The organism is Corallococcus macrosporus DSM 14697 (genome assembly GCF_002305895.1).
GTDB lineage: Bacteria > Myxococcota > Myxococcia > Myxococcales > Myxococcaceae > Myxococcus > Myxococcus macrosporus.
In genome coordinates this window covers 8516408-8534975 of sequence record NZ_CP022203.1, presented here as the reverse complement: position 1 = coordinate 8534975, position 18568 = coordinate 8516408, and the positions used below count along the sequence as shown (strand labels likewise).

The following is an 18568-nucleotide window of genomic DNA, read 5'->3' as shown; positions in this document are numbered from 1 at the left end:
CTTGGGCCGGCCCGGCAAACGGGGGCGTTTGACCCTCACCGCACGGGCCCTTACGCTCCCCCTTCTTCCGTTCCGCCGAGGGGGCGCGACTCACCGTGGCTTTCAACATCGACCGCTTCCGAAAGGAACGCGTCTACAGATGCAGCGGCCCCATCTCTGAGCTGCGGGACGACCTCGAGCGGCTGCGCCTCCTGGACATGGACGTGGAGCGGTCGCGGAAGAACTGGCGGCAGGCGGCCTTGCTATGCTTGGCCGCCACCTTCGTCCTCTTCGTCTACGGGCTGACGCTGGATGAGGGCCCCGAGGACGCGCTCGCGACGCGGCTCACCCTGTGGACAGGGCTCGTGCTGCTCGCCGGGACGGTGGGGTGCCTCATCGTGTACCTGCGCTTCCGGCGCCTCGACCTGGAGAACCGGCGATACACGCTGGTCTCCCAGGTCCTCCATCGCCTGCGCCGTGACATCGGCCCGGACGCGCCGGTGAAGCTGGTGGTCGACCTCACGCCGGTGGACAGCTCGGAGAAGGGGCTCGGCAAGTACAAGACGTCCACGGGCTGGAACGCGGAGGACTTCAGCGACCCGTGGCTCACCCTCCAGACCCGGCTGTTGGACGGCACCCACGTGCGCATCGCCGCGGTGCAGCGGCTCCGGAAGCGGTCGCGCACGCGGCGCAGCATCAGCGGCAAGTACAAGACGAAGTACCGGAAGGACAGTTGGGCGCTGTTCGCGGTCCAGTTGCGCGTGAAGGCGGAGCGGTATCCGGACCTGGCGCGGATGGAGCCTGAGACCCGCGGCGCCATGCGCCTGCCGGGCGGCGTCGTCGTCGACAAGCTCCAGGTGGGCGAGGACCGGATGGCCCTGCGCACCCTCGTGGAGAGGGAATGGGATGCCGGTCCCAACATCCAGAACAACGCGGTGGATGGGGCCAAGAGCGTGGTGATGATGTTGCTCAGCCTCTACCACGTCCTCCACTACTCCAAAGAGCTGGGCAACCAGGCGAAGGCATCGTGATGATGAGCATGGGACGCTTCTTCCTCTGTTGTTCACTCGTCGCGCTCACCGGCGCCGCGGGGTGCAAGCCAGGTGACGCGGAGACGCCGCGATTCACGCGCGTCCAGGCCGCCGCCCCGGCCCCCGCCGCGGACGCGGTGGGGCTCCAGGGCAAGCTCAAGTTCAAGGACGACGCCGACCGCGAGCGCTTCTCCCTCAAGCCGAAGGACGACGGCGCCAAGCTGGTGGACGGCGACGCGCGCGAGCTGGCGCGCTACAAGTGGAAGGGCGCGGCGCTGAAGGTCTCCGGCCCGGATGACGTGGCGCTGGGGTACGTCGTCGGCTCCGCGGGTGGGGCGCTCACCGTGCGGGATGGCGAGCAGAAGCAGGTGCTGTTCACCCTCGCGCGGCAGGGCCCGGGGTGGCGCCTCAACGACGTGAAGGGCGCGCTCCTGTATTCGGTGTGGCCGGAGGATGACGGCGCCCGCATCCAGGACGGCGCTGGCGCGGACGTGGCCCGCGTGAAGGTGCGCGAGGGCAAGGTGTCCCTGCGTGACGCGCGGGGCCGCACCCTGCTCGCCACCAAGTCGCTGGTGGCGGCGGAGGCCGCCGCGTGCCTCGCCTTCGAGTCGCTGGAGCTGCCGCTGCGCGTGGCGCTGCTCTTCCACCTCCAGGCGCCGCCGTCCCTGGAGTCCGCGCGGCCATGAGTGGACTGGTCTGCCAGGAGAACGTGGGCTTCCTGTTCTCCCACGGCTGTGGGAGCCCCGCCGCCATGACGTGCATGCGGTGCGCGATGCCGCTGTGCGAACAGCACATGACGCCGGTGGGCGCGGAGATGCTCTGCGCGAGGTGCGCGCGGGAGCACGAGGACTCCACCGGCGACCGCGGCGCCGTGGACGAGGACGACCCCAGCTATTACTACGAGGACTACGGGTACTACGGCGCCGCCACCTCGGGGCATGGCCGGGCCCACGACGCCAACGACTTCACCGAGGCTGACGGCGAGAGCCTCCGCCGCGAGGACGACGCCTCCTTCGAGGAGGACATGGGCGGGAGCTGATGGCTGGCCGCTGGCTCGTCTACGCGCTGGGTGGGGGCATGGGGCATCTGACCCGTGCCTCCGCGTTGGCGCGCGCGGCCTCGCGCCGGGGGCACGCCGTCGTCCTCCTCACCAACAGCCCCTTCGCGGCCGGGCTGCCGCTGGAGGCCGTGCTGGGCGCTGGCGTCGAGGTGCTCCGGCTCAGCCCGGCGCTGGGGCGTGAGGCCGTGGGCGAGGTGGTGGCGCGGTGTCTGGAGGACGTGCGGCCGGACGTGTTCCTCGTGGACACCTTTCCCCGCGGGCTGGGTGGCGAGCTGGCGCCGCTGCTGTCGTCGGTGCGCGCGCGGAAGGTGCTCATCCACCGCGACGTGAATCCCACGTACGTGAAGCAGTACGGCCTGGCCCGGGCGGTGGAGGCCTTCGACCTGCTGCTCGTCCCCGGCGAGGACGCGCCCTTCGCCCGTCACGCGCGCGCGGTGCGGACCGCGCCCTGGCTGCTCCTGCGCGCCAGCGAGCTGCTGCCTCGTGACAAGGCCCGCGCGCGCCTGGGCGTGTCCGCGGAGGATGACCGCGCCCTGGTGGCGGTGATGGGCTGCGGCACGCCCACGGAGGTCGAGGAGGCGGGACACATCGCCGCCCGGCTCGACGCGCGGCTGGCGGGCGGGGCGGTGGTGCGGTGGCTGGTGCCTCCCGGGCCCGGGCGGGACGGCGGCCCGAGGCAGGCCACGCCGGAGGGCTGGGCCCCGCGGGTGCCCGTGTGGCCCGCGCTGGCGGTGCTCCCGGGCGTGGACGTGCTCGTCGGGGCGGGCGGGTACAACACCGTGCAGGAGGCCCGGGCCACGGGGACGCCCTTCCTGGCGCTCGCGCGGCCCCGGCTCTACGACAGGCAGTCGCTGCGGCTGCGCGCCGAGGAGCGCGCGGGCACCGTGGAGGCGCTGGTGACCCGCGCCGCCCGGCTCGCGCTCGCCCGGCCCGCGCGAGGCCTGGGCCCCTACGTCAGCGGGACGGATGACGCGGTGACGCTCATCGAGGACACCGTCCTCAGTGCTTGAGGTCCTTGTGGCCCGGCGCCGGGTCGATGCCGTGCGCCATGATGAAGTGGTAGAGCGCCTGCGGGTCTTCCTTGGGCCCGCCCATCAGCTCCACCAGGAAGTGGCCCTGGGGGCCGGTGTCCGGGTCGGGGGCGACGTTCACCTCCGTCACCTCGCGGCCGGGGATGACCAGCTCGCCCACCAGCACCTTGCCCTTGAGGACCTGGACGATGTGCTGGCGCTCCTCCTCCAGGAGGGCCCAGTGGAAGTCGTCGTGGTCATACAGCATGGCGTCCACGGAGCCGCACCGCAGGATGCAGTGCGTGTGCTCCTGGAGCCAGCGCCAGAAGCCATCGAATTTCAGGGTGCGTACCGGCTGGGAGATGATGTCCATGGAGACCTCTCGCTCGTCGGCCAGGGTGCTTGCCGGCCACGTATCGCTCCTCCCTAGCACGGCTGGCGCTCGCTGGTGACGTCCGCTTTCGGGGAACGGACGCGGCGTGCCCGCCTGCTGTCCGGTCCGCGAATCCCGAGGGCCCTGGCCGTGTTCCTCCTCTCAGGAGTGGGGGCCGCCCGCGCGCCCCGGAACCCCGCGAGGAGCGTGCGTGAAGGTCCCTTCTGGTCTGCCCGGTGTCTCCTCCAGCCGTCGCCCTGGCCGGGGGCGTGCCATGAGCCTGCGTGCGTGGCTCGCCGCCACCATGGGGGTCCTGGCCCTGCTGACGCTGATGGCCGCCACCCTGCTCGTCGTCCTGACGAGTGTGCTGGACCGCAGCGCCGAGACGCTGGGCACCGCCGTCGAGGGCATCCGGGTCTCCGAGGAGCTGGAGGTGGGCATGCTGGCCCATGACCGGATGGTCCATGAAGGTCCGGAGCGGCTGCCCCGCGGTCCCGGAGGCCTGACACGCTTCGAGCTGGAGGCGTCGCTGTACCGGCAGATTGGGGAGCTGCGGCGCATCGCCTCGACGGAGGCGGAGCGCGAGCAGTTGGACGCGGTCCGCGCGGACGTCGACGTCTACGTCTCCGCCCAGCGGGACCCGGGGCGAGCGGAGCGGGAGGCGGGCCCGGCGCTCGACGACGCGTTGAATGGCCTGGAGCAGGTCATCGCCATCAACGTGGAGCGCGCGCGCCTGGCCCGCTTGCAGGCGGAGCGGTGGAACGACATGGCGGACTCCGCGGGCGTGATGCTGTGCGGCCTGCTCCTGCTGGGCGTGCTCATCGTGAGCCTGCTGCTGCGCCGCGTGGCGTTCCAGCCGCTGCGGGACATCAGCCAGGCCATGCGCCGCTTCGGCGAGGGCAGCAAGCGCGCCCGCGCGCCCGAGGCGGGGCCCGCCGAGCTGCGGGACATGGCGCGCACGTTCAACGAGATGGCCAACAGCCTGGCGCACCAGCAGGAGCAGCAGCTCGCCTTCCTCGCGGGCGTGGCGCACGAGCTGCGCAATCCGCTGTCCGCCCTCAAGCTGTCCACGGCCCTGTCGGACCGGGGCCGCGCCCAGCTCACGCCCGAGCGCATGGAGCGCACCCTGGCCCTGGTGGGCCGGCAGGTGGGGCGGTTGGATAGGATGGTGGGGGACCTGCTCGACGCCACCCGCATCGAGGCGGGCCGGCTGGAGCTGCGCCCGGAGGTGCGGGACGCGTGCGAGCTGACCCGCGACGTGGTGGAGCTCTACCGCTCTGGCGACACCGGCCACGTCCTCCGGCTGGAGGTGCCGGGCTGGCCCGTGCTGGTGCGGGTCGACCCGGCCCGGCTGGAGCAGGTGCTGCACAACCTCATCAGCAACGCGCTGAAGTACTCGCCGGCGGGCAGCACCGTGGAGGTGGCGGTGCGCCGGGAGCAGGACGCCGCTGTCCTGTGCGTGACGGACCAGGGCATTGGCATCTCCGAGGAGGAGAAGCGCCTGCTCTTCGCGCCCTTCCAGCGCGCCGGCAATGCCCGTCAGCGCGCGCCGGGCGTGGGCCTGGGCCTGTCGGTGGCCCGGCGCATCGTGGAGGGCCATGGGGGGAGCCTGGACGTGGTGAGCCAGCCCGGCCATGGCTCCGTCTTCCGCGTGCGGCTGGCCCTGACGGAGGTGGCCTCGCGGGCGGAGGAGGGCTCGGGGCTGGCGTCCCCGCCGGACACCCTGCACTGAGGGGCGGGGCGGGCGCGACAAGCGTCGCATGGCGCGCGCCCGCGCGAAGAGGGCGGATGCGTTCAGGCAAGGCCCGACGTACCTTCGGGGCCCAACCTTCAGGAGTCGCCTGCCCTTATGAAGACCCTGCGCCGAGTCGCGCCGCTTGCCGCCCTCCTGGCCCTGGGAGGGCTGGGGGCGTGTGCCTCCCGCCAGCAGGCGCCGGCCGCCGCCGTGAAGCCCGAGCCGCCCGCGCCCCAGGCCGCCGCGCCTGTCGTCCAGTCCACGGAGGGGGGCTTCTCCGTCGCGCTTCCCGGGCCGGTGAGCGAGGAGCGCCGGTCGCAGGAGACGGATGTCGGCGCGGTGACACTCCACACCTTCATCGCCGTGCGGCCGGAGGTGGACACCGCCTACTACGTCTCCTACACGGACTTCCCCGCGGCCGCGGTGTCCCAGGCGGACCCGCGTGACGTGGTGGCCCGGGCCAGCCACGGCGCGCTGGAGGCCCTGGGCGCCACCGGGCTGTCCGCGAAGCCGCTGGAGCTGAGCGGCTTCCCGGGCTGGGAGGTGGAGGGCGTGTCCGGCCCCCGCCACCTGCGCGGCCGCTTCTTCCTGGTGGGGCCCCGGCTCTACCAGCAGCTCCTGCTGCACCCGGAGGGCAAGCCGCCCGAGGACGCGGACCGCTTCTTCGAGTCCTTCCAGTTGGACCCGCAGGTGGTCGCGCTGTTGACGGGGGCGCGGCGCTCCTGAGCGCGGCGCGGCGCCGTCAGTGGCGGTGCTCGCCCACCGCGCTCAGCAGCACGTCCATGTCGAAGGGCTTCTTGAGGATGGCCCGGACGCCGGGGAGCTGGGCGCGGCCGCTCGCCGTGACGAGGATGATGGGCAGCTCGGCCAGGCGCTGCTCCTGCTGGAGGCGGCCGACGAACTCCTCGCCGTCCATGACGGGCATCATCAGGTCCAACAGGATGAGGCATGGGCGCAGCGCGTCCGGCCCGGTCAGCAGCGCCAGGGCCTCCTGCCCGTTGGCGGCCTGGGCCACGGTGTAGCCTTCGAAGGACAGGATGTCCTGCACGGCCTCGCGGATGTCGGCGTCGTCATCCACGACCAGGACGGTGTTGGACGTGGTGCTCACGGCTTGGCGCCGCTCTTCCCCTTGCGCAGCTTCCCGAAGAGCTGGGTCATGGTGTCTTGCCGGCATGAGAGCGTGTGTTCCAGGGGGCTGAAGCCCCGCCGCGTGAGCTTCACCGTAACAGGCGCGTCTGTCACGCAGTCCAGCGTGACGGACAGCGGGGTGGTGCCCTCGGCCCGCCCATTCACGGACACCGCCGCCCCGGAAGGTTCGGAATCCACCATGAGCAGGCTGGCGCCTTCGATGGACGCGCGCTGCTCCCGGACCTCGCCCGGGCGGACCTCCGAGGGCGCGTCGAAGTGGGGGGCCAGCGTCGTCTCGGGGCGGGTGGCGACCACCTCCTCCTTCGTGAGCGGGGGCTGACCGGCGTCCCGGAGCGCGGGGAGCACCAGGAGGCTGGCGGCCAGCAGGCCCGCGGCCGCGCCGCCGAGCCGGAGGACGGCGGCCAGCGGGCTGGGCGGGGGCGGCGGTGGCGGGGCGGCGACGTGCCGCCTGCGCGGCGCGTGGGCGGCCTCCAGGTGGGGCTGGCCCGGGGGCGCCGGGGGGCTTCGGCCTCCCGGGGCGTCTGCGCCTGGAGGTGGGCCAGCTCCTCGGTGCGCCCCATCAGGGACTGGGACCAGGTGTCGGGCTCGGCGGACGCGTCCGTGAGCGGGTCGCGGGGAAAGGGAGGGGTGTTCACGTGGGTCGCTTCCTTGGAAGAGCGCTCAGCCGCCAACGACGCGGAACACTTCACGCAGGGACGTGTCGCCGGTCCGCGCGCGCTCGACGCCCGCCGCCAGCAGGGGCACCATGCCCTCCTGGACGGCAATCTCCTGGATGCGGGAGCTGGGCACCTTGGCGTTGACGGCGTCGCGGATGGCCTGGGAGATGACGAGCATCTCGTAGAGGGCGGTGCGGCCCAGGTAGCCGCTGCCCTCGCAGCGCTCGCAGCCCACGGGCCCGAAGAAGTTCCCGCGCGCGATGCCGGCCGCGTCCAGCCGCACCGCCTCCTCGGGCGTCAGCGGCTGCGGGGCGCGGCAGTGCGGACAGAGGCTGCGCACCAGGCGCTGGGAGAGCGTGGCGGCCGTCGCGGAGGCGAGGAGGAAGGGCTCCACGCCCATGTCGATGAGGCGGTTGAAGGCGCCGGCGGCGGAGTTGGCGTGGATGGTGCTGAGCAGCAGGTGGCCGCTGAGCCCCGCCTGGATGGCGGTGCGCGCCGTCTCCGAGTCGCGAATCTCGCCCACCATGATGACGTTGGGGTCCTGCCGCAGCACCGCGCGCAGGCCCTGCGCGAAGGTGAAGCCCTGGGCGGCGTTGACCTGCGTCTGGGCGAAGAGGGGGACGTCGAACTCGATGGGGTCCTCGATGGTGGCGATGCGCGTGAGCTCGCCGCGCGACTGCTGGATGTGGCCCAGCGAGGCATACAGCGACGTCGTCTTGCCGCTGCCGGTGGCGCCCGCCACCAGGATGAGGCCCTGCGGCAGCGCGAGCAGCTCCTGGTACTTCGTGAGCAGCGCTTCGGGGAAGCCGAGCGCCGGGAGCTGCGGCAGCCGCACGCCGGTGCGGGCGATGCGCAGCGCCACCGCGGGGCCGTGGTTGGTGGGGAGGATGGACACGCGGATGTCCGCGGGGCCGTCCTGCGTGGTCCACGGGAAGTGCCCGTCCTGGGGCTTGTCCAAGTCATACAGCGGCAGCTTCGCGAGCACCTTGATGCGGTTGATGAGCCGCGCGTGGTGCTCGCGCGGGAAGGAGAGCACCTCCTCCAGCACGCCGTGCATGCGGAAGGCGATGCGCGTGCCCGCCTCCAGGGGGTGGATGTGGATGTCGCTGGCGCCCAGGCGGATGGCGCCGTCCATCAGCAGGTTCTTGAAGCCGATGATGTCCGGGTCCGGCTTCGCGGCGATGCGGCGCAGCCGCTGCCCCAAATCCACCAGCAGCGTCCTGACGGCGGTGGCCGTGTCGTGGGTGAGGACCTCCAGCGGGGAGAGGCTGGGGCCGGTGGGCAGCGGCTTCGACGGCGCGGGCCGGTGCCGCGCGCGGCGGGCCACCACGCCGGAGCCTTGGCTCAGCCCGAAGGCCAGGGCCGCGCTCCCGGCGAGGAGCGGCGTCACCGCGGCGGAGAGGTAGCGCCCGCCTTCCTGGAGCAGCGTGGTGGCGTCCAGCGCGGCGTGCCGGTAGGCCCACACGCCGGCGCCACCCACCACCGCGAGGACCGTCAGGGTCCACAGCAGGCTCGCGACTCGATTCATCAGCGCGGTCATCAGGCGCCGCACGCTACCACCCCGGTTGGCGCGCCCTCAAAGCGACCTGTGGGGGGGAGGTCGGACCGCGGAGGTCAGGCCGGGTGGGAACGTCCTGACCCCCTGGAAAGCCCGCCGCCGGGCTCAGCTCTCGGCTTCTTCCGAGGCCTGGTCCGTCTGCTGCTGGCCGCACGCGGGCGCGGCCTCGTCGGACGCCTTCTTGTCGCTCACGGAGGCCTGCGGGTCGTTCTTCGCGCATTGGCCGAGGCAGGAGTAGCCCGAGGTGCCGCACCGCGAGCGCTCGCCGCCATCCTGGCAGGGCGTGTTGCACGGCTTCGAGCAGTCACAGACCGCGTAGCACTCCTGCGCCTGCGCGCCAGGGGCGAAGGTGAGCGCGAAGAGAAAGGAGGCACCGGCGAGGAACTTCGTCAGCGTGTTCATGATTGCTCCTGTGAAGGACCGCCACGTCGCGGCCCTCCATGGGCCGCGAATCGTGGTGTACCGACGCAGGGTGATGGGGGCGTGACGGGGCCGGGCGGGCCTCAGCGCTCCTCGAACATCGCCTGGATGACGCGCCAGGCCAGCTCCACCTCGCGGCCCGAGCGCAGGGAGAGGAAGTCGCAAATCTCCGCCACGGCGTTGGAGCGTTCGCGCTCGAAGCCCTGGAAGAGCGTCTTCAGCGACACGTCGAGCCCCTTGGCGAGCTTCCCGAGGGTGTCCAGGGAGGGAGAGAACGAACCACGTTCAATCCGGCGGATGGCGTCCACGGACAGGTCGCTGCGCTCCGCGAGGGCTTCCTGCGTGAGCTCCCGGGTCGTCCGGAGCTTGCGCACGTGGTCGCCGAACCGTCGGTGCAGGCGCGTCCAGTTGGCGACCCTGTTGTTCCGTTTCTCCATAAGAGGGCGCGGATAATTTGGGGTATCCCGGTCGCAAGTGAAGGGAGGATGTTCGGGGCTTGACCTTGCATTTGCGCCGGGCCGTTTCTCCAACAACTTGCGTTGACTCACGGGCACCCATTTCGCCGCGGCAAGGAACGCGGAGTGCGTGCCGCGGGGCCGCTCTTCCAGCAGGCGGGGAGACACCCGCCGGGAACATGCGGACCCAGGGGCTTTCGTCTACGCTGCCGCCTACATGACGCATTTGGAAGTCGGGCGGGGCGGCCGGCGGACCTGGGTGCCGGTCCTGCTCGGTGGCTTGTTGACCGCCTGTGACATCGGGTCCTCGTCTCGCGCCGCCCCTTCCCCTGCTCCCGAGCGAACGGAGCCAGTCGCGCTCCCCGTGGCGCCGCCCCCCCCGCCGCCGCCCGCGCCCGCGTTCCGGCGGGAGCTGCCGGCCCGGCCCGCGCGGACCGCGCAGCTGCGGGCCCTGGCGGAGAAGCTGGGCGCGCCCGGCGCGAACGTGGAAGACCCCTGCGTGGCGCCCCTGGGCAACGGCTGCGCGCGCACGGCGCTGGCGCCCTTCTTCGCGTCACTGGACGGGCTGGCCATGGGCACGGAGACGGAGCCCGTGGTCATCGAGGCCTTCGGCAACTCGTTGATTGCCGGGGACCGCATCGTGGACGTCCTGCGTGACGACTTGTCCGAGGCGTTCGGGAGCGCGGGCCGCGGGCTGTTGCTGGTGGACCGCATGGCCCCCTATGGCGGGCGTGGCCGCACCAGCGCCAGCGCCAGCGGGTGGCAGCCGCGCACCCTGGGCGAGCTGCGCGCGCCGCCGCATGCCTTTGGCATCACCGGCGTGTATCACCTGGCCACCCGCGCCAAGGCGCGCAGCCGCTTCACGTTGGACGGCGAGCCACGCGGCGCGCTGTGGTGGCTGGACGTGCCGGACGCGGGCGCGCTCAGCATCTCCAGCGGCGGCGAGGTGCTTGCGAGGACCGAGCCCACGGGGAGCGGGGCTTCGCGCGCCACCCACTTCGAGCTGCCCGAGGGCGCGCGGACGCTGGAGGTGGTGGCCGAGAGCCAGGGCGCGGTGGTGCAGGGCGTGGTGTTGCAGCACGCGCGGCCCGGCATCGTCCTGGACATGTTGGGGGTGCCTTCGTCGGACGCCGGCCTCTATGCGCGCGTCGACGGCGCCGCGCTGAAGTCCCAGCTCGCCCAGCGCGCGCCCAGGCTGCTCGTCTTCTTCCTGGGCGGCAACGAGTCCAAGCGCATCGAATGGAAGCGCCTGGACATGGAGAAGCTGCGCGCGGACTTGAGCGCGCTGCTCCGCCGCGCGCGCGAGGCGGCGCCCGGGAGCGCGTGCCTGCTGGTGGGCCCCATGGACGCGGTGAAGGGGCCGGGCGCGAAGGCCCAGGCGCTGACGCAGCGTCCCTCGCTGGAGGCGGTCAACGCCGCCGAGCGGGAGGTCGCGCTCGCCGAGGGGTGCGCCTTCTTCGACTTCTACGCCGCCATGGGCGGCGAGGGGGCGCTGGCGCGCTTCCACGCGTCTGGCTTCATGCATGACGACCTGGTGCACCCGCGCGGCGCGGGGCTGGACGTGCTGGGCCACCTGGTCACCGACGCGCTGCTGCGCGCCTATGTGGAGGCGCCGCCGCCCGCGCGCGGTGTCGCGGCGGTGATGCCCACGCCCGGAGCGGCCCAGCCCAGCGCGGAGGTCACGCCATGAGACTCGCGTTCGTGCGGTATGGGGCCATGGCGCTCCTGGGGCTCGCGGCGCCCGCGTCGCTGGCCGCGCCCCGGCCCGCGCTGGAGATGACGTGCGAGCCCGCCGGGCTGGACCCGGAGCAGGTCCCCCGGGCCTTCTCCGCGGAGGTGCGCGGCGCGCTGGACGCGGTCGTCCGGGCCGAGCTGTCCCAGGGGCCCGTCGCGGGGCTGTCCGTGGGGGTGACGCGCGGCGCGGAGCGCTGGGTGTGTGCCTATGGCCTCCGCGACGTGGCCCGCAAGCTGCCCGCGACGCCGCGCACCACCTACCGCATGGCGTCCGTCACCAAGTCCTTCACCGCGGTGGCGGTGCTCCAGTTGGTGGAGCAGGGCAAGCTGAGCCTGGACGCGGACATCTCCACCCTGGTGGAGAACTATCCCGCCAGGCAGTGGCCCGTCACCGTGCGGGACTTGCTGGGGCACGTGAGTGGCGTGCCCACCTATGACGGGTTTGCCTCCAGCCGCAACACGAAGGTCCTGAGCACGAAGGCTGCCATCGCCGTCTTCGCGGGCAAGCCGCTCGCCTTCGAGCCGCGCACCCGCTACCTGTACACGACGTGGGGCTACAACCTGCTGGGCGCGGCGGTGCAGAAGGCCTCCGGCCAGTCCTACCGCGACTACCTGCGCGAGCACCTCTTCGCGCCCGCGGGCATGCACCACGCCGACCTGGACGTCATGGCCACGCGCGATGCGCACCAGGCCAAGGGGTACCGGGTGCTCGGCGGCGCGCTGAGGCCGTCGCGCTTCCTCGACGTGTCCAGCCGCTTCGCCGGGGGCGGCACCCGCGCCACCGTGGGGGACATGCTGGCCTTCGGCCGCGCGGTGCTGGCCCACACGCTGGTGACTCGCGAGACGATGGGCCGGATGCAGACGTCCATGGCCACCACCGACGGGCGCCTCACCGACTACGGCATGGGCTTCGCCACCTACCCGGTACGCGGCCACTACGTGGTGGCCCACGCGGGCGGCCAGCCCGAGACGAGCACGATGCTGGTGATGCTCCCCGCCGAGGACACGGTGATTGCCCTGGCGACCAACGTGGAGGGCGAGGCCCGCCGCATGCGCCGGTTGTCCATCCGCTTGATGGAGCACCTGGTGGATGACGCCGTCACGCGCCGCGAGGCCTATGTCGCGGACCCGGTGGACGCGGTGGTGTACGAAGGGCTGAGCCGCGTCGCCAGCTATGGGCTGGCGTACCACCAGTGGGCCACGCGCGGCCCGGGCGCGCTGCCGCCGGCGTCGGACCTGCCGGGCGCCTTCACCCGCGTCTCCGCGCTGCTGAACCGGAAGGAGATAGGCCGGGACGCGCGGGGGGCGCTGGAGCGCGTCCGGAGCGGGCATGAGCCGCGCCAGGGCGCCGCCTTCATCCACGCCGGCGCGCACATGGCCCGCACGCTGGAGAAGCTGCACGGCGCCGAACGGCTGAAGGCCTATGCCGTCGAGGGGCCGCTGGCCTTCTTCTCGGACTACCTGGCCGCGTGTGACGCCCAGCAGGTGCCCGAGCCGGAGCGCTTCGGCGCGCCGCTGCGGGCGGACGTCCTCCGCCTCTCCGCGGCCTGGAAGCGCACGCAGCTCCCCGCGCTCCGGCGGGTGCGCCTGGACGAGGAGAAGAACCCGGAGCCGCACTGGGCCGCGGTGCGCGAGTCGGTGGCCGCGTCACCGGGCTTCCACCCGGACTATTCGGACGAGCTGCTGCGCATCGCGGATGGCCATGCGTGGCGCAAGCAGCCGGCGGCCCGGCGGCGTTGGCTGGAGCGTGCCGTGGAGCTCCAGCCCCGCGGAGTGGATGCGCGCTGGGCGCTGGCCGAGGCGCTGCTCGCGGCGAACCCGGAGGCGGTGGTGTTGCCGCACCTGCGCGAGGCCGTGTCCACGCCGCAGGGGGCCCTGGCGCTGGCGCCCAAGAACTTCCTGAAGCGGCTCTACACCGTGCCGTCCACCTCGGTGGCCGCGGGCCTGCTGCGCGCGGGCGTGGTGTTGCACCCGGACGCGCCGGAGCTCTGGGAGGCGCTGGCGAAGCGGGAGAAGTCGCTGGGCCGGAAGGCGGCGGCCACCGCGGCCCTGCGTGAGGCGAAGCGGGCGCGTGAAGCGCCCAGGCCGGTGGTCGCGCCGGCGCCCGCCGTCCCCGAGTCAACGGGCGCCAGTGGCGCGGTGCCGGACGACCACGGGCTGGAGCCCGCGGAGAAGTGAGCCGCGCCGCCGGAGCAGGTGACCTCCGGCGGCCGCGCGCTTCAGTTCGACGGCCGGGGCTTCAGCGCGCCGAAGAGCGTGCAGGTCGTCGCGACGGGCTTGTCCTTGTAGAGGGCCGGCTTGAAGCGCCACTGCTTGATGCGCGCGCGGTTCTCCGCGTCCAGGGGCAGCAATGGCCTGAGGATGCGGCAGCCCGTGACGGTCCCGTCCAGCTTGAAGGTGCACCTGAGCTGGTAGGTAGTCTCGTCCTCGTAGAGGTGGGCGAGTTTCTCGGGGTCGAACTGGAGGTCCTCCCCGCTGATTCGCACGGGGCGCAGCGGCGGGTTGCCGCAGGGGAGGAGGGTGTTGCTGTCCACCATCTTGTCGATGGCCTCCAGGTTGCGCTGGAGCTCGGCTTCGAAGGCCGCCTTGTCCTGGGCCTGGGACGTCGGGGCGGGAGGCTGCGCCGCGGGCTCGGCGGCCAGGGCGGGCGCGGACAGGAGGAGGAGCGACACGAGACCGGGCAGGTGCATGGCTCCTTCTCTAAAGCGTGGATGGGGCAGGGGAAAGCGCGAATTCGACGAGCGGGTTTCCCGGTGGGCTCTCATGCGAGGATGGCGGCACGTATGCGAATCCCGTGTCCCCGTTGTCAGGCGTTCGTCGTCCCTGGCGCGCAGAGCTGCGCGTGGTGCGGCACGTCGCTTCTCCAGTCGGCCACGCCGGGCGCCTCCGACCCCGTGTGTGCCATCCACCCGGAGCTGCTCAGCCTCCAGGCGTGCGCCCGATGTGGCAACTTCGCGTGCGCGCAGTGCCTGCGGAAGGGGCCGCGGGACGAGCCGCTGTGCGCCACGTGCCATGACCGCGTTCCCGCGGATGCGCTGCCGTGGGACCGGCGCGAGGAGCTGGGCACGCTGCGAGCATACTTTCAGACGTGCCAGGCGGTGGCGCTGCGCCCCACGGCCACCTTCGAGCGCGCGCGGCCGGAGGGCTCGGTGGGCAGCTCCCTGGGCTTCGCGGCGCTGTCCAACCTGGCCGCCTACTTCACCACGGCGCTCTTCTATCTGGCCGTCGTGTTCGCCATCCCGGCGGCGATGACGGAAATCGACAACGTCTCCCAGAGCGGGTTCCGGCTGGTCGCGGCCGGCGTGTTCGGGGTGGTGATGGTGGCGGCGCCCGTCATGGGCATGCTCGTCGCGCTCATCAACGCCGCGCTGGACCACCTCGTGTTCCGGTTGCAGCGGACGGGGCGTCCCTTCGAGGTCACCCTCCGCGCCAACACCCTGTCGCTGGCGCCTTATCTGCTGGGAGTGATTCCCTTCTGTGGCATGTACATCGCGCCCATGTGGGCGCTCGCGCTGCGCGTCATCGCGTACCGGAGCCTGCACCGCACGAGCTGGGGCGCCGCCGCGCTGGGCGCCCTGGCGGTCCCCCTGCTCACCTTCGGTCTGTGCTTCGGCGGCTATGCGGTGGTGGCGCTGGTGGGCGCGGTCGCCGGCATTGGCAAGTAGGGCGGCGCGCCAGCGCTACGGCGCCGCCACCGCGCGGGTGGGCGCGGCGGCGGTGGCGGTCCGCTGCTGGGGCCAGAAGCGCGCGCTTTGGACGTTCTCCAGCGCGGCGACGCGCTTCTTCGTCTTCGCGTCATAGACGCGGGCGGCCTGCTCGGCGGCGACCAGCAGCAGGTGTCCCCGCATCCGCAGCGCCACGGCCGAGGTGGGCGCGAGCGCCAGCCGCTCCGGCTCCACCAGCCGGTCATTCACCTCCCAGCGAAGCGGGAGCATCAGCGTGGGCAGCTCGCCCGCGGCCCGCCAGGCGTAGAGCGGGCCCTGCTGTGTCTCCATGGAGACCCACATGCCGTAGGCCGTGTGGCCCCGGTCCTTCACCACCGCGTCCAGCCGGGCCGCGTCCTCGTTGCCTTCCTCCAGCTCGGACGTCGCGAGCCGGTCCGGGTCCCTGGAGAAGGTGGAGGACGTCAGCCGGCCCGCCGTGGTCAGGGCCTCGGTGCCCAGGGCGCCGTCGATTTCGTACAGCGTGGCCACCGTCTCCAGGTGCTTCCACTGGCCGGCCTCGTGGCGGTACGCGTGCGCCAGGCCCGGGCTGCCGTCCGCGTCCGGGAGGAGGAAGCGCTTGCCGTCGAAGACGAAGTACTCGCGGCCGCTCTCCATCTTCCGCGGCAGGTCCTCCAACTGCGACACCAGCGCCACGACGTGGCCCTCCTCGTCGAAGCCCAGCGTGTCGGTGTGGCCGAGCTCGGGCAGCAGCAGCCGGGTGCTCCGGCCGGCGTCGAAGTCCACCTGCCAGGCGCGCGGGGGCAGCTCGCCGCTGCCCCGGTCCACCATCAGGCCCTGCTTGCCACGCGGGCCCCAGGCCAGCTTGAGCCGCTCGCACGCCGCGTCCACGGTGGCGAGCGGCTGGCGTGTGCCCGCCGACTCATGGCGAATCCAGGTACAGCCCGAGGGCGCCGCGGCTTCGAGGAAGGACAGGCTGTAGGCGGGCGCGGGCTCCGTGGGCGACGTGGCGGGGGCCTCGGGCGCGGGGGCCTCTGACTTCTTGCAGGCGCTGCCCAGAAGCAGCGCCGAGCCCAGGAGGACGGCGGGGCCCAGACGGTGACGCATGTTGCGCTCCAACGAAAAAGACGGCCCTCCACCATGGCAGATGGTTGGGCCTCAGAGGAAGCCACCCGAGGAGTACCCGGGGGGCGCGACGGGGTTGTTTGGACCTCCTCGGCTGCCTTCCTGGGGAGGAGGAGGCGGCGTCAGGCGCGCCTACATGGCCTGTCGGTCGGACCTTTGAGTGGGCCTTGTGCCGTCGCGCGGTTGCGCGGCACCCCTTCGATGGTGAGCACCTCGCGCATGGCCTGTCGGGCGCTGTCGAAGTCACCAGCCAACCGGTAGCGCCTCGCCCGATGAAGCGCATCCATGCGTTTGTCTGATCGCGCGGCTCAGATGCGCTGAGCGAAGGAGCCGTCGCAGTGGGCGACCCCTTCCTCGGTGTCGCCCCGTCGGAGCCCTCGCGCCGGGGGGCGGAGCCGGTCCCGGAGCTCGCTGTTCGGGAATGTCGGGGGTTTTGCGCCGCCAAAACTCCCGACATTTCCAAACAGTTCCTCACCGGGGAGGACCCGACCCACGAGGCAGGAAAAGGCTATTTCTCTCTAGCGAGCTCTTCAAGTGCGCCCCGGCCGGCCTGGGGTCTCGCCTCATGGCGCCCGTGCTTCGCTGACGTCGATGCGCGCTCAGCACGTGTGGGCGGCCAGCGCCTCTCACACGACCCGCTGGCCAGGCTCAAGGAAGCGGCGGTACCTTTACTCAACAGCCTCCGCCTGTTCGCTTCATCCGCACGCCGCTATGAGCCCTCGCCGCTTCGCGCATGCTGGGGTTTCGCTGGATGCAGGACGTCACGGTGTTGGTGCAGGTTGCCAGCGCATCGGCAGTTCGGCGCCTGGCGGCGTCCACTTCCGGTGTTCTGAACGCGACCGCACGCGGAGGTGATGGAGCGGCACCAGGATTTCCGGCCAGCGGTCCAGAGTGGTCCGCATGCCCAAACGGTATTTCGAGCACTCCGCTGATATGGCCCTGCCGGGGCGGTGGTCCCTTGGCATCCCCACGGGCCTGCAAGGTCGCGAAGTGGCTGAGCCATGGAACTTCAAGAAGGGACAACCGATTCCGAATCCAGGGCGTTTGAGGATTCCCAATGACGTTCCTGGAAAGGCGTTTGATTTCACTCTCGCGGGTCTCTCGACCCCGGTCGTACACGCCAGGGCTGCTAACGACGTGCAGACCTGCCCGGTGGACATCGTGGGCCAGCCCGAACAGTTCTGCGTTCTGGTGGCGACTCGGCTCATTCGGTGCAACGACGGAGCGGCGTGCAAGGAGGGCGAGCTTTGGATGCCGGAAGATGGGCGACCTGAGAAGGTCGGCCAGTATCGGGACGTGTACGGGATGCGGATTGATAGCGAAAAGTAGGCGCGGCGAAGGTGTTCCGGCCATGGGGATGGTCCATCGCTCTTGTTGTTTTAGAGGAACTCACGTCAGCGTTGGAGCGCATTGGGGTAACAGGAATGAGGTTCAACGAGGTTTGGTGTTGAGCCTCTTCACGAGTATGGCTGCCAGCGCGCGCGGCAGCAGCCTGACTGCTGCTATGCGTCCGCCAGACGCACCTGCGGGACGACGACACCCAACGCGTCGAGTGGCGCTACTTAGTCACCTCGCTGCCCACCGTGGACCTGAACGTCCACTCCCTGCTGCGTCTGGTGTGCCTGGTTGGACGACAGCGGCAAGGGTGGCAGAGCCGGAGCGGAGGTCTGTTAGCGTCGCCGCATGGGGTTCCGCATCCAGTCACGACAGCTCTCCTTGTTGGCGCTCCTGGTCCTTCCCCCGGTGGCGGCGGCGGAAGGTGCCCTGACGCCCAGCCTCCAGATGCGCAACGTGGCCCTCGCGGAGAAGGCCGAGGCCGTCCGTCTCTCCACCACGGTCCCCACGACGCTCAGCTTCGACATGCCCATCGACGCGCGCGCCGCCGTGCTGAGCGACGGGACGCGGGTGGAGATCCTCGACCGGGGCGAGCGCTCGCTCACGCTCCGGGCGCTGGAGCCGCTGCGCGAGCCGGTGACGCTGCGCGTGCCGCTGTCCGCCGCGTCCGCCCAGGCCGCGCCGCTCTTTCAGCTCAGCACGCCGGGCGACGTGGTGGACGCGCAGGTGCGGGTGTTCCGGGAGGCCAGCGCGCCGGAGCTGCTGCGCGCCCGGCTGGCGGAGCTGGAGGCGCGCTGCGCCGCCTATGAAGCGGCCCTGGCTGACCAGCGCGCGCGCTGCGCCGCCAGGGGCCCCGCGGACTGGGTGCTGTCCGGACAGGTGGAGGAGCAGGGCGTCATGGTGGTCGTGCTCCATGAACCTCTTCTGGGGCGCGCCGCGGACGCGCAGGTCCGCGTGAGGGCCGCCGCGTATTTCCAGGCGCGCGACTGGATGGTCTTCAAGGCACGGGTTGGAAACGACACTGGCAAGCCCTGGCGTCCGGCCCGCGCCTGGCTGGAGGACGTCGCCACCGGGAAGCGTGTGACGGCGCGCGCCTTGCGGTTCGCGGCGGAAGCCCCTTCCAAGAACGGGGTTGGCCGGGTCGCGGTGGAGTTTGGCTGGGAGGAGACGTTTGGGAACTCAGCGGAGTACCGGCTGGTGGTAGAAGCGGCCAGCGGGGGCGCTCCCCTGGTCATCCCAGGCGTGGCGCTCCAGGACGGAACTCCCGTGGGGAAATAGGCCAGCCC

Annotated in this window: 20 protein-coding genes; 11 read left to right on the top strand and 9 right to left on the bottom strand. The window is 72.0% G+C overall.

The features are described 5' to 3' along the window. Nucleotides 1–95 precede the first annotated feature (95 nt). From MYMAC_RS34740 to MYMAC_RS34725, 4 genes are read left to right on the top strand one after another with little or no spacing between them, the layout of a single operon-like run. The gene (locus tag MYMAC_RS34740) at nucleotides 96–1010 is read left to right on the top strand and encodes a hypothetical protein (protein ID WP_095961189.1); all 915 of its coding nucleotides are present in this window, start codon (nucleotides 96–98) and stop codon (nucleotides 1008–1010) included. Continuing rightward, complete coding sequence (locus MYMAC_RS34735; RefSeq protein WP_043709938.1) at nucleotides 1007–1696, top strand: hypothetical protein; 690 nt, start codon at nucleotides 1007–1009, stop codon at nucleotides 1694–1696. Before MYMAC_RS34740 ends, MYMAC_RS34735 begins: the two co-directional genes overlap by 4 nt. Continuing rightward, nucleotides 1693–2049, top strand: a complete 357-nt coding sequence (locus MYMAC_RS34730; RefSeq protein WP_013937164.1) for a hypothetical protein — start codon at nucleotides 1693–1695, stop codon at nucleotides 2047–2049. Before MYMAC_RS34735 ends, MYMAC_RS34730 begins: the two co-directional genes overlap by 4 nt. Then, the gene (locus MYMAC_RS34725) at nucleotides 2049–3080 is read left to right on the top strand and encodes a hypothetical protein (protein WP_013937165.1); all 1032 of its coding nucleotides are present in this window, start codon (nucleotides 2049–2051) and stop codon (nucleotides 3078–3080) included. The genes MYMAC_RS34730 and MYMAC_RS34725 overlap by 1 nt, the downstream gene beginning before the upstream one ends. Here the strand turns inward: MYMAC_RS34725 and MYMAC_RS34720 are convergent. Continuing rightward, nucleotides 3070–3453: a hypothetical protein gene (locus MYMAC_RS34720; RefSeq protein ID WP_013937166.1), complete on the bottom strand. Its 384-nt coding sequence runs from the start codon at nucleotides 3451–3453 to the stop codon at nucleotides 3070–3072. The genes MYMAC_RS34725 and MYMAC_RS34720 overlap by 11 nt on opposite strands. 274 nt (nucleotides 3454–3727) lie before the next feature. Between MYMAC_RS34720 and MYMAC_RS34715 the strand changes: the two genes are divergently transcribed. Next, nucleotides 3728–5185, top strand: a complete 1458-nt coding sequence (locus tag MYMAC_RS34715) for a HAMP domain-containing sensor histidine kinase (protein ID WP_095961188.1) — start codon at nucleotides 3728–3730, stop codon at nucleotides 5183–5185. A gap of 117 nt (nucleotides 5186–5302) precedes the next feature. Beyond that, entirely contained in the window at nucleotides 5303–5914 is a 612-nt protein-coding gene (locus tag MYMAC_RS34710; protein ID WP_095961187.1) for a hypothetical protein, read from the top strand. Between the two features lie 16 nt (nucleotides 5915–5930). On the opposite strand, the gene MYMAC_RS34705 is transcribed toward MYMAC_RS34710, so the two are convergent. From MYMAC_RS34705 to MYMAC_RS34685, 5 genes are all read right to left on the bottom strand, one after another. Further along, nucleotides 5931–6296: a response regulator gene (locus MYMAC_RS34705; RefSeq protein ID WP_095961186.1), complete on the bottom strand. Its 366-nt coding sequence runs from the start codon at nucleotides 6294–6296 to the stop codon at nucleotides 5931–5933. Further along, the gene (locus tag MYMAC_RS38180) at nucleotides 6293–6682 is read right to left on the bottom strand and encodes a PEGA domain-containing protein (RefSeq protein ID WP_239989200.1); all 390 of its coding nucleotides are present in this window, start codon (nucleotides 6680–6682) and stop codon (nucleotides 6293–6295) included. Before MYMAC_RS38180 ends, MYMAC_RS34705 begins: the two co-directional genes overlap by 4 nt. 315 nt (nucleotides 6683–6997) lie before the next feature. Continuing rightward, nucleotides 6998–8521: a GspE/PulE family protein gene (locus MYMAC_RS34695; RefSeq protein ID WP_239989199.1), complete on the bottom strand. Its 1524-nt coding sequence runs from the start codon at nucleotides 8519–8521 to the stop codon at nucleotides 6998–7000. Nucleotides 8522–8656: 135 nt separating this feature from the next. Beyond that, nucleotides 8657–8953, bottom strand: coding sequence for a hypothetical protein (locus MYMAC_RS34690; RefSeq protein WP_095961184.1), 297 nt, complete (start codon nucleotides 8951–8953; stop codon nucleotides 8657–8659). A gap of 101 nt (nucleotides 8954–9054) precedes the next feature. Continuing rightward, nucleotides 9055–9408, bottom strand: a complete 354-nt coding sequence (locus MYMAC_RS34685; RefSeq protein ID WP_013937173.1) for a helix-turn-helix domain-containing protein — start codon at nucleotides 9406–9408, stop codon at nucleotides 9055–9057. Between the two features lie 235 nt (nucleotides 9409–9643). On the opposite strand from MYMAC_RS34685, the gene MYMAC_RS34680 reads away from it, so the two are divergent. Together MYMAC_RS34680 and MYMAC_RS34675 are read left to right on the top strand one after the other, a co-directional pair. Beyond that, nucleotides 9644–11116 carry an SGNH/GDSL hydrolase family protein gene (locus MYMAC_RS34680; protein WP_095961183.1) on the top strand — a complete coding sequence of 491 codons (1473 nt, stop codon included), beginning with the start codon at nucleotides 9644–9646 and terminating at the stop codon, nucleotides 11114–11116. Next, a complete protein-coding gene (locus MYMAC_RS34675; protein WP_095961182.1) occupies nucleotides 11113–13338 on the top strand; it encodes a serine hydrolase domain-containing protein in 2226 nt (741 codons plus the stop codon). Before MYMAC_RS34680 ends, MYMAC_RS34675 begins: the two co-directional genes overlap by 4 nt. 41 nt (nucleotides 13339–13379) lie before the next feature. Here the strand turns inward: MYMAC_RS34675 and MYMAC_RS34670 are convergent, their stop codons facing one another. Further along, nucleotides 13380–13850 (bottom strand): energy transducer TonB, encoded by a 471-nt coding sequence (locus tag MYMAC_RS34670; RefSeq protein ID WP_095961181.1) that lies wholly within the window; start codon nucleotides 13848–13850, stop codon nucleotides 13380–13382. Nucleotides 13851–13943: 93 nt separating this feature from the next. Between MYMAC_RS34670 and MYMAC_RS34665 the strand changes: the two genes are divergently transcribed. Continuing rightward, nucleotides 13944–14825, top strand: coding sequence for a YIP1 family protein (locus MYMAC_RS34665; RefSeq protein WP_095961180.1), 882 nt, complete (start codon nucleotides 13944–13946; stop codon nucleotides 14823–14825). Between the two features lie 15 nt (nucleotides 14826–14840). On the opposite strand, the gene MYMAC_RS34660 is transcribed toward MYMAC_RS34665, so the two are convergent. After that, nucleotides 14841–15929 (bottom strand): hypothetical protein, encoded by a 1089-nt coding sequence (locus MYMAC_RS34660; protein WP_043712665.1) that lies wholly within the window; start codon nucleotides 15927–15929, stop codon nucleotides 14841–14843. 140 nt (nucleotides 15930–16069) lie between these two features. Further along, the gene (locus tag MYMAC_RS34655) at nucleotides 16070–16234 is read right to left on the bottom strand and encodes a DUF2379 family protein (protein ID WP_082207102.1); all 165 of its coding nucleotides are present in this window, start codon (nucleotides 16232–16234) and stop codon (nucleotides 16070–16072) included. A gap of 613 nt (nucleotides 16235–16847) precedes the next feature. Here MYMAC_RS34655 and MYMAC_RS34650 point away from each other — a divergent pair. Both MYMAC_RS34650 and MYMAC_RS34645 read left to right on the top strand, forming a co-directional pair. Further along, nucleotides 16848–17276, top strand: a complete 429-nt coding sequence (locus MYMAC_RS34650; RefSeq protein ID WP_330950080.1) for a cupredoxin domain-containing protein — start codon at nucleotides 16848–16850, stop codon at nucleotides 17274–17276. Nucleotides 17277–17630: 354 nt separating this feature from the next. Beyond that, nucleotides 17631–18560: a DUF2381 family protein gene (locus MYMAC_RS34645; RefSeq protein WP_095961179.1), complete on the top strand. Its 930-nt coding sequence runs from the start codon at nucleotides 17631–17633 to the stop codon at nucleotides 18558–18560. The last annotated feature ends 8 nt before the right edge of the window (nucleotides 18561–18568 follow it).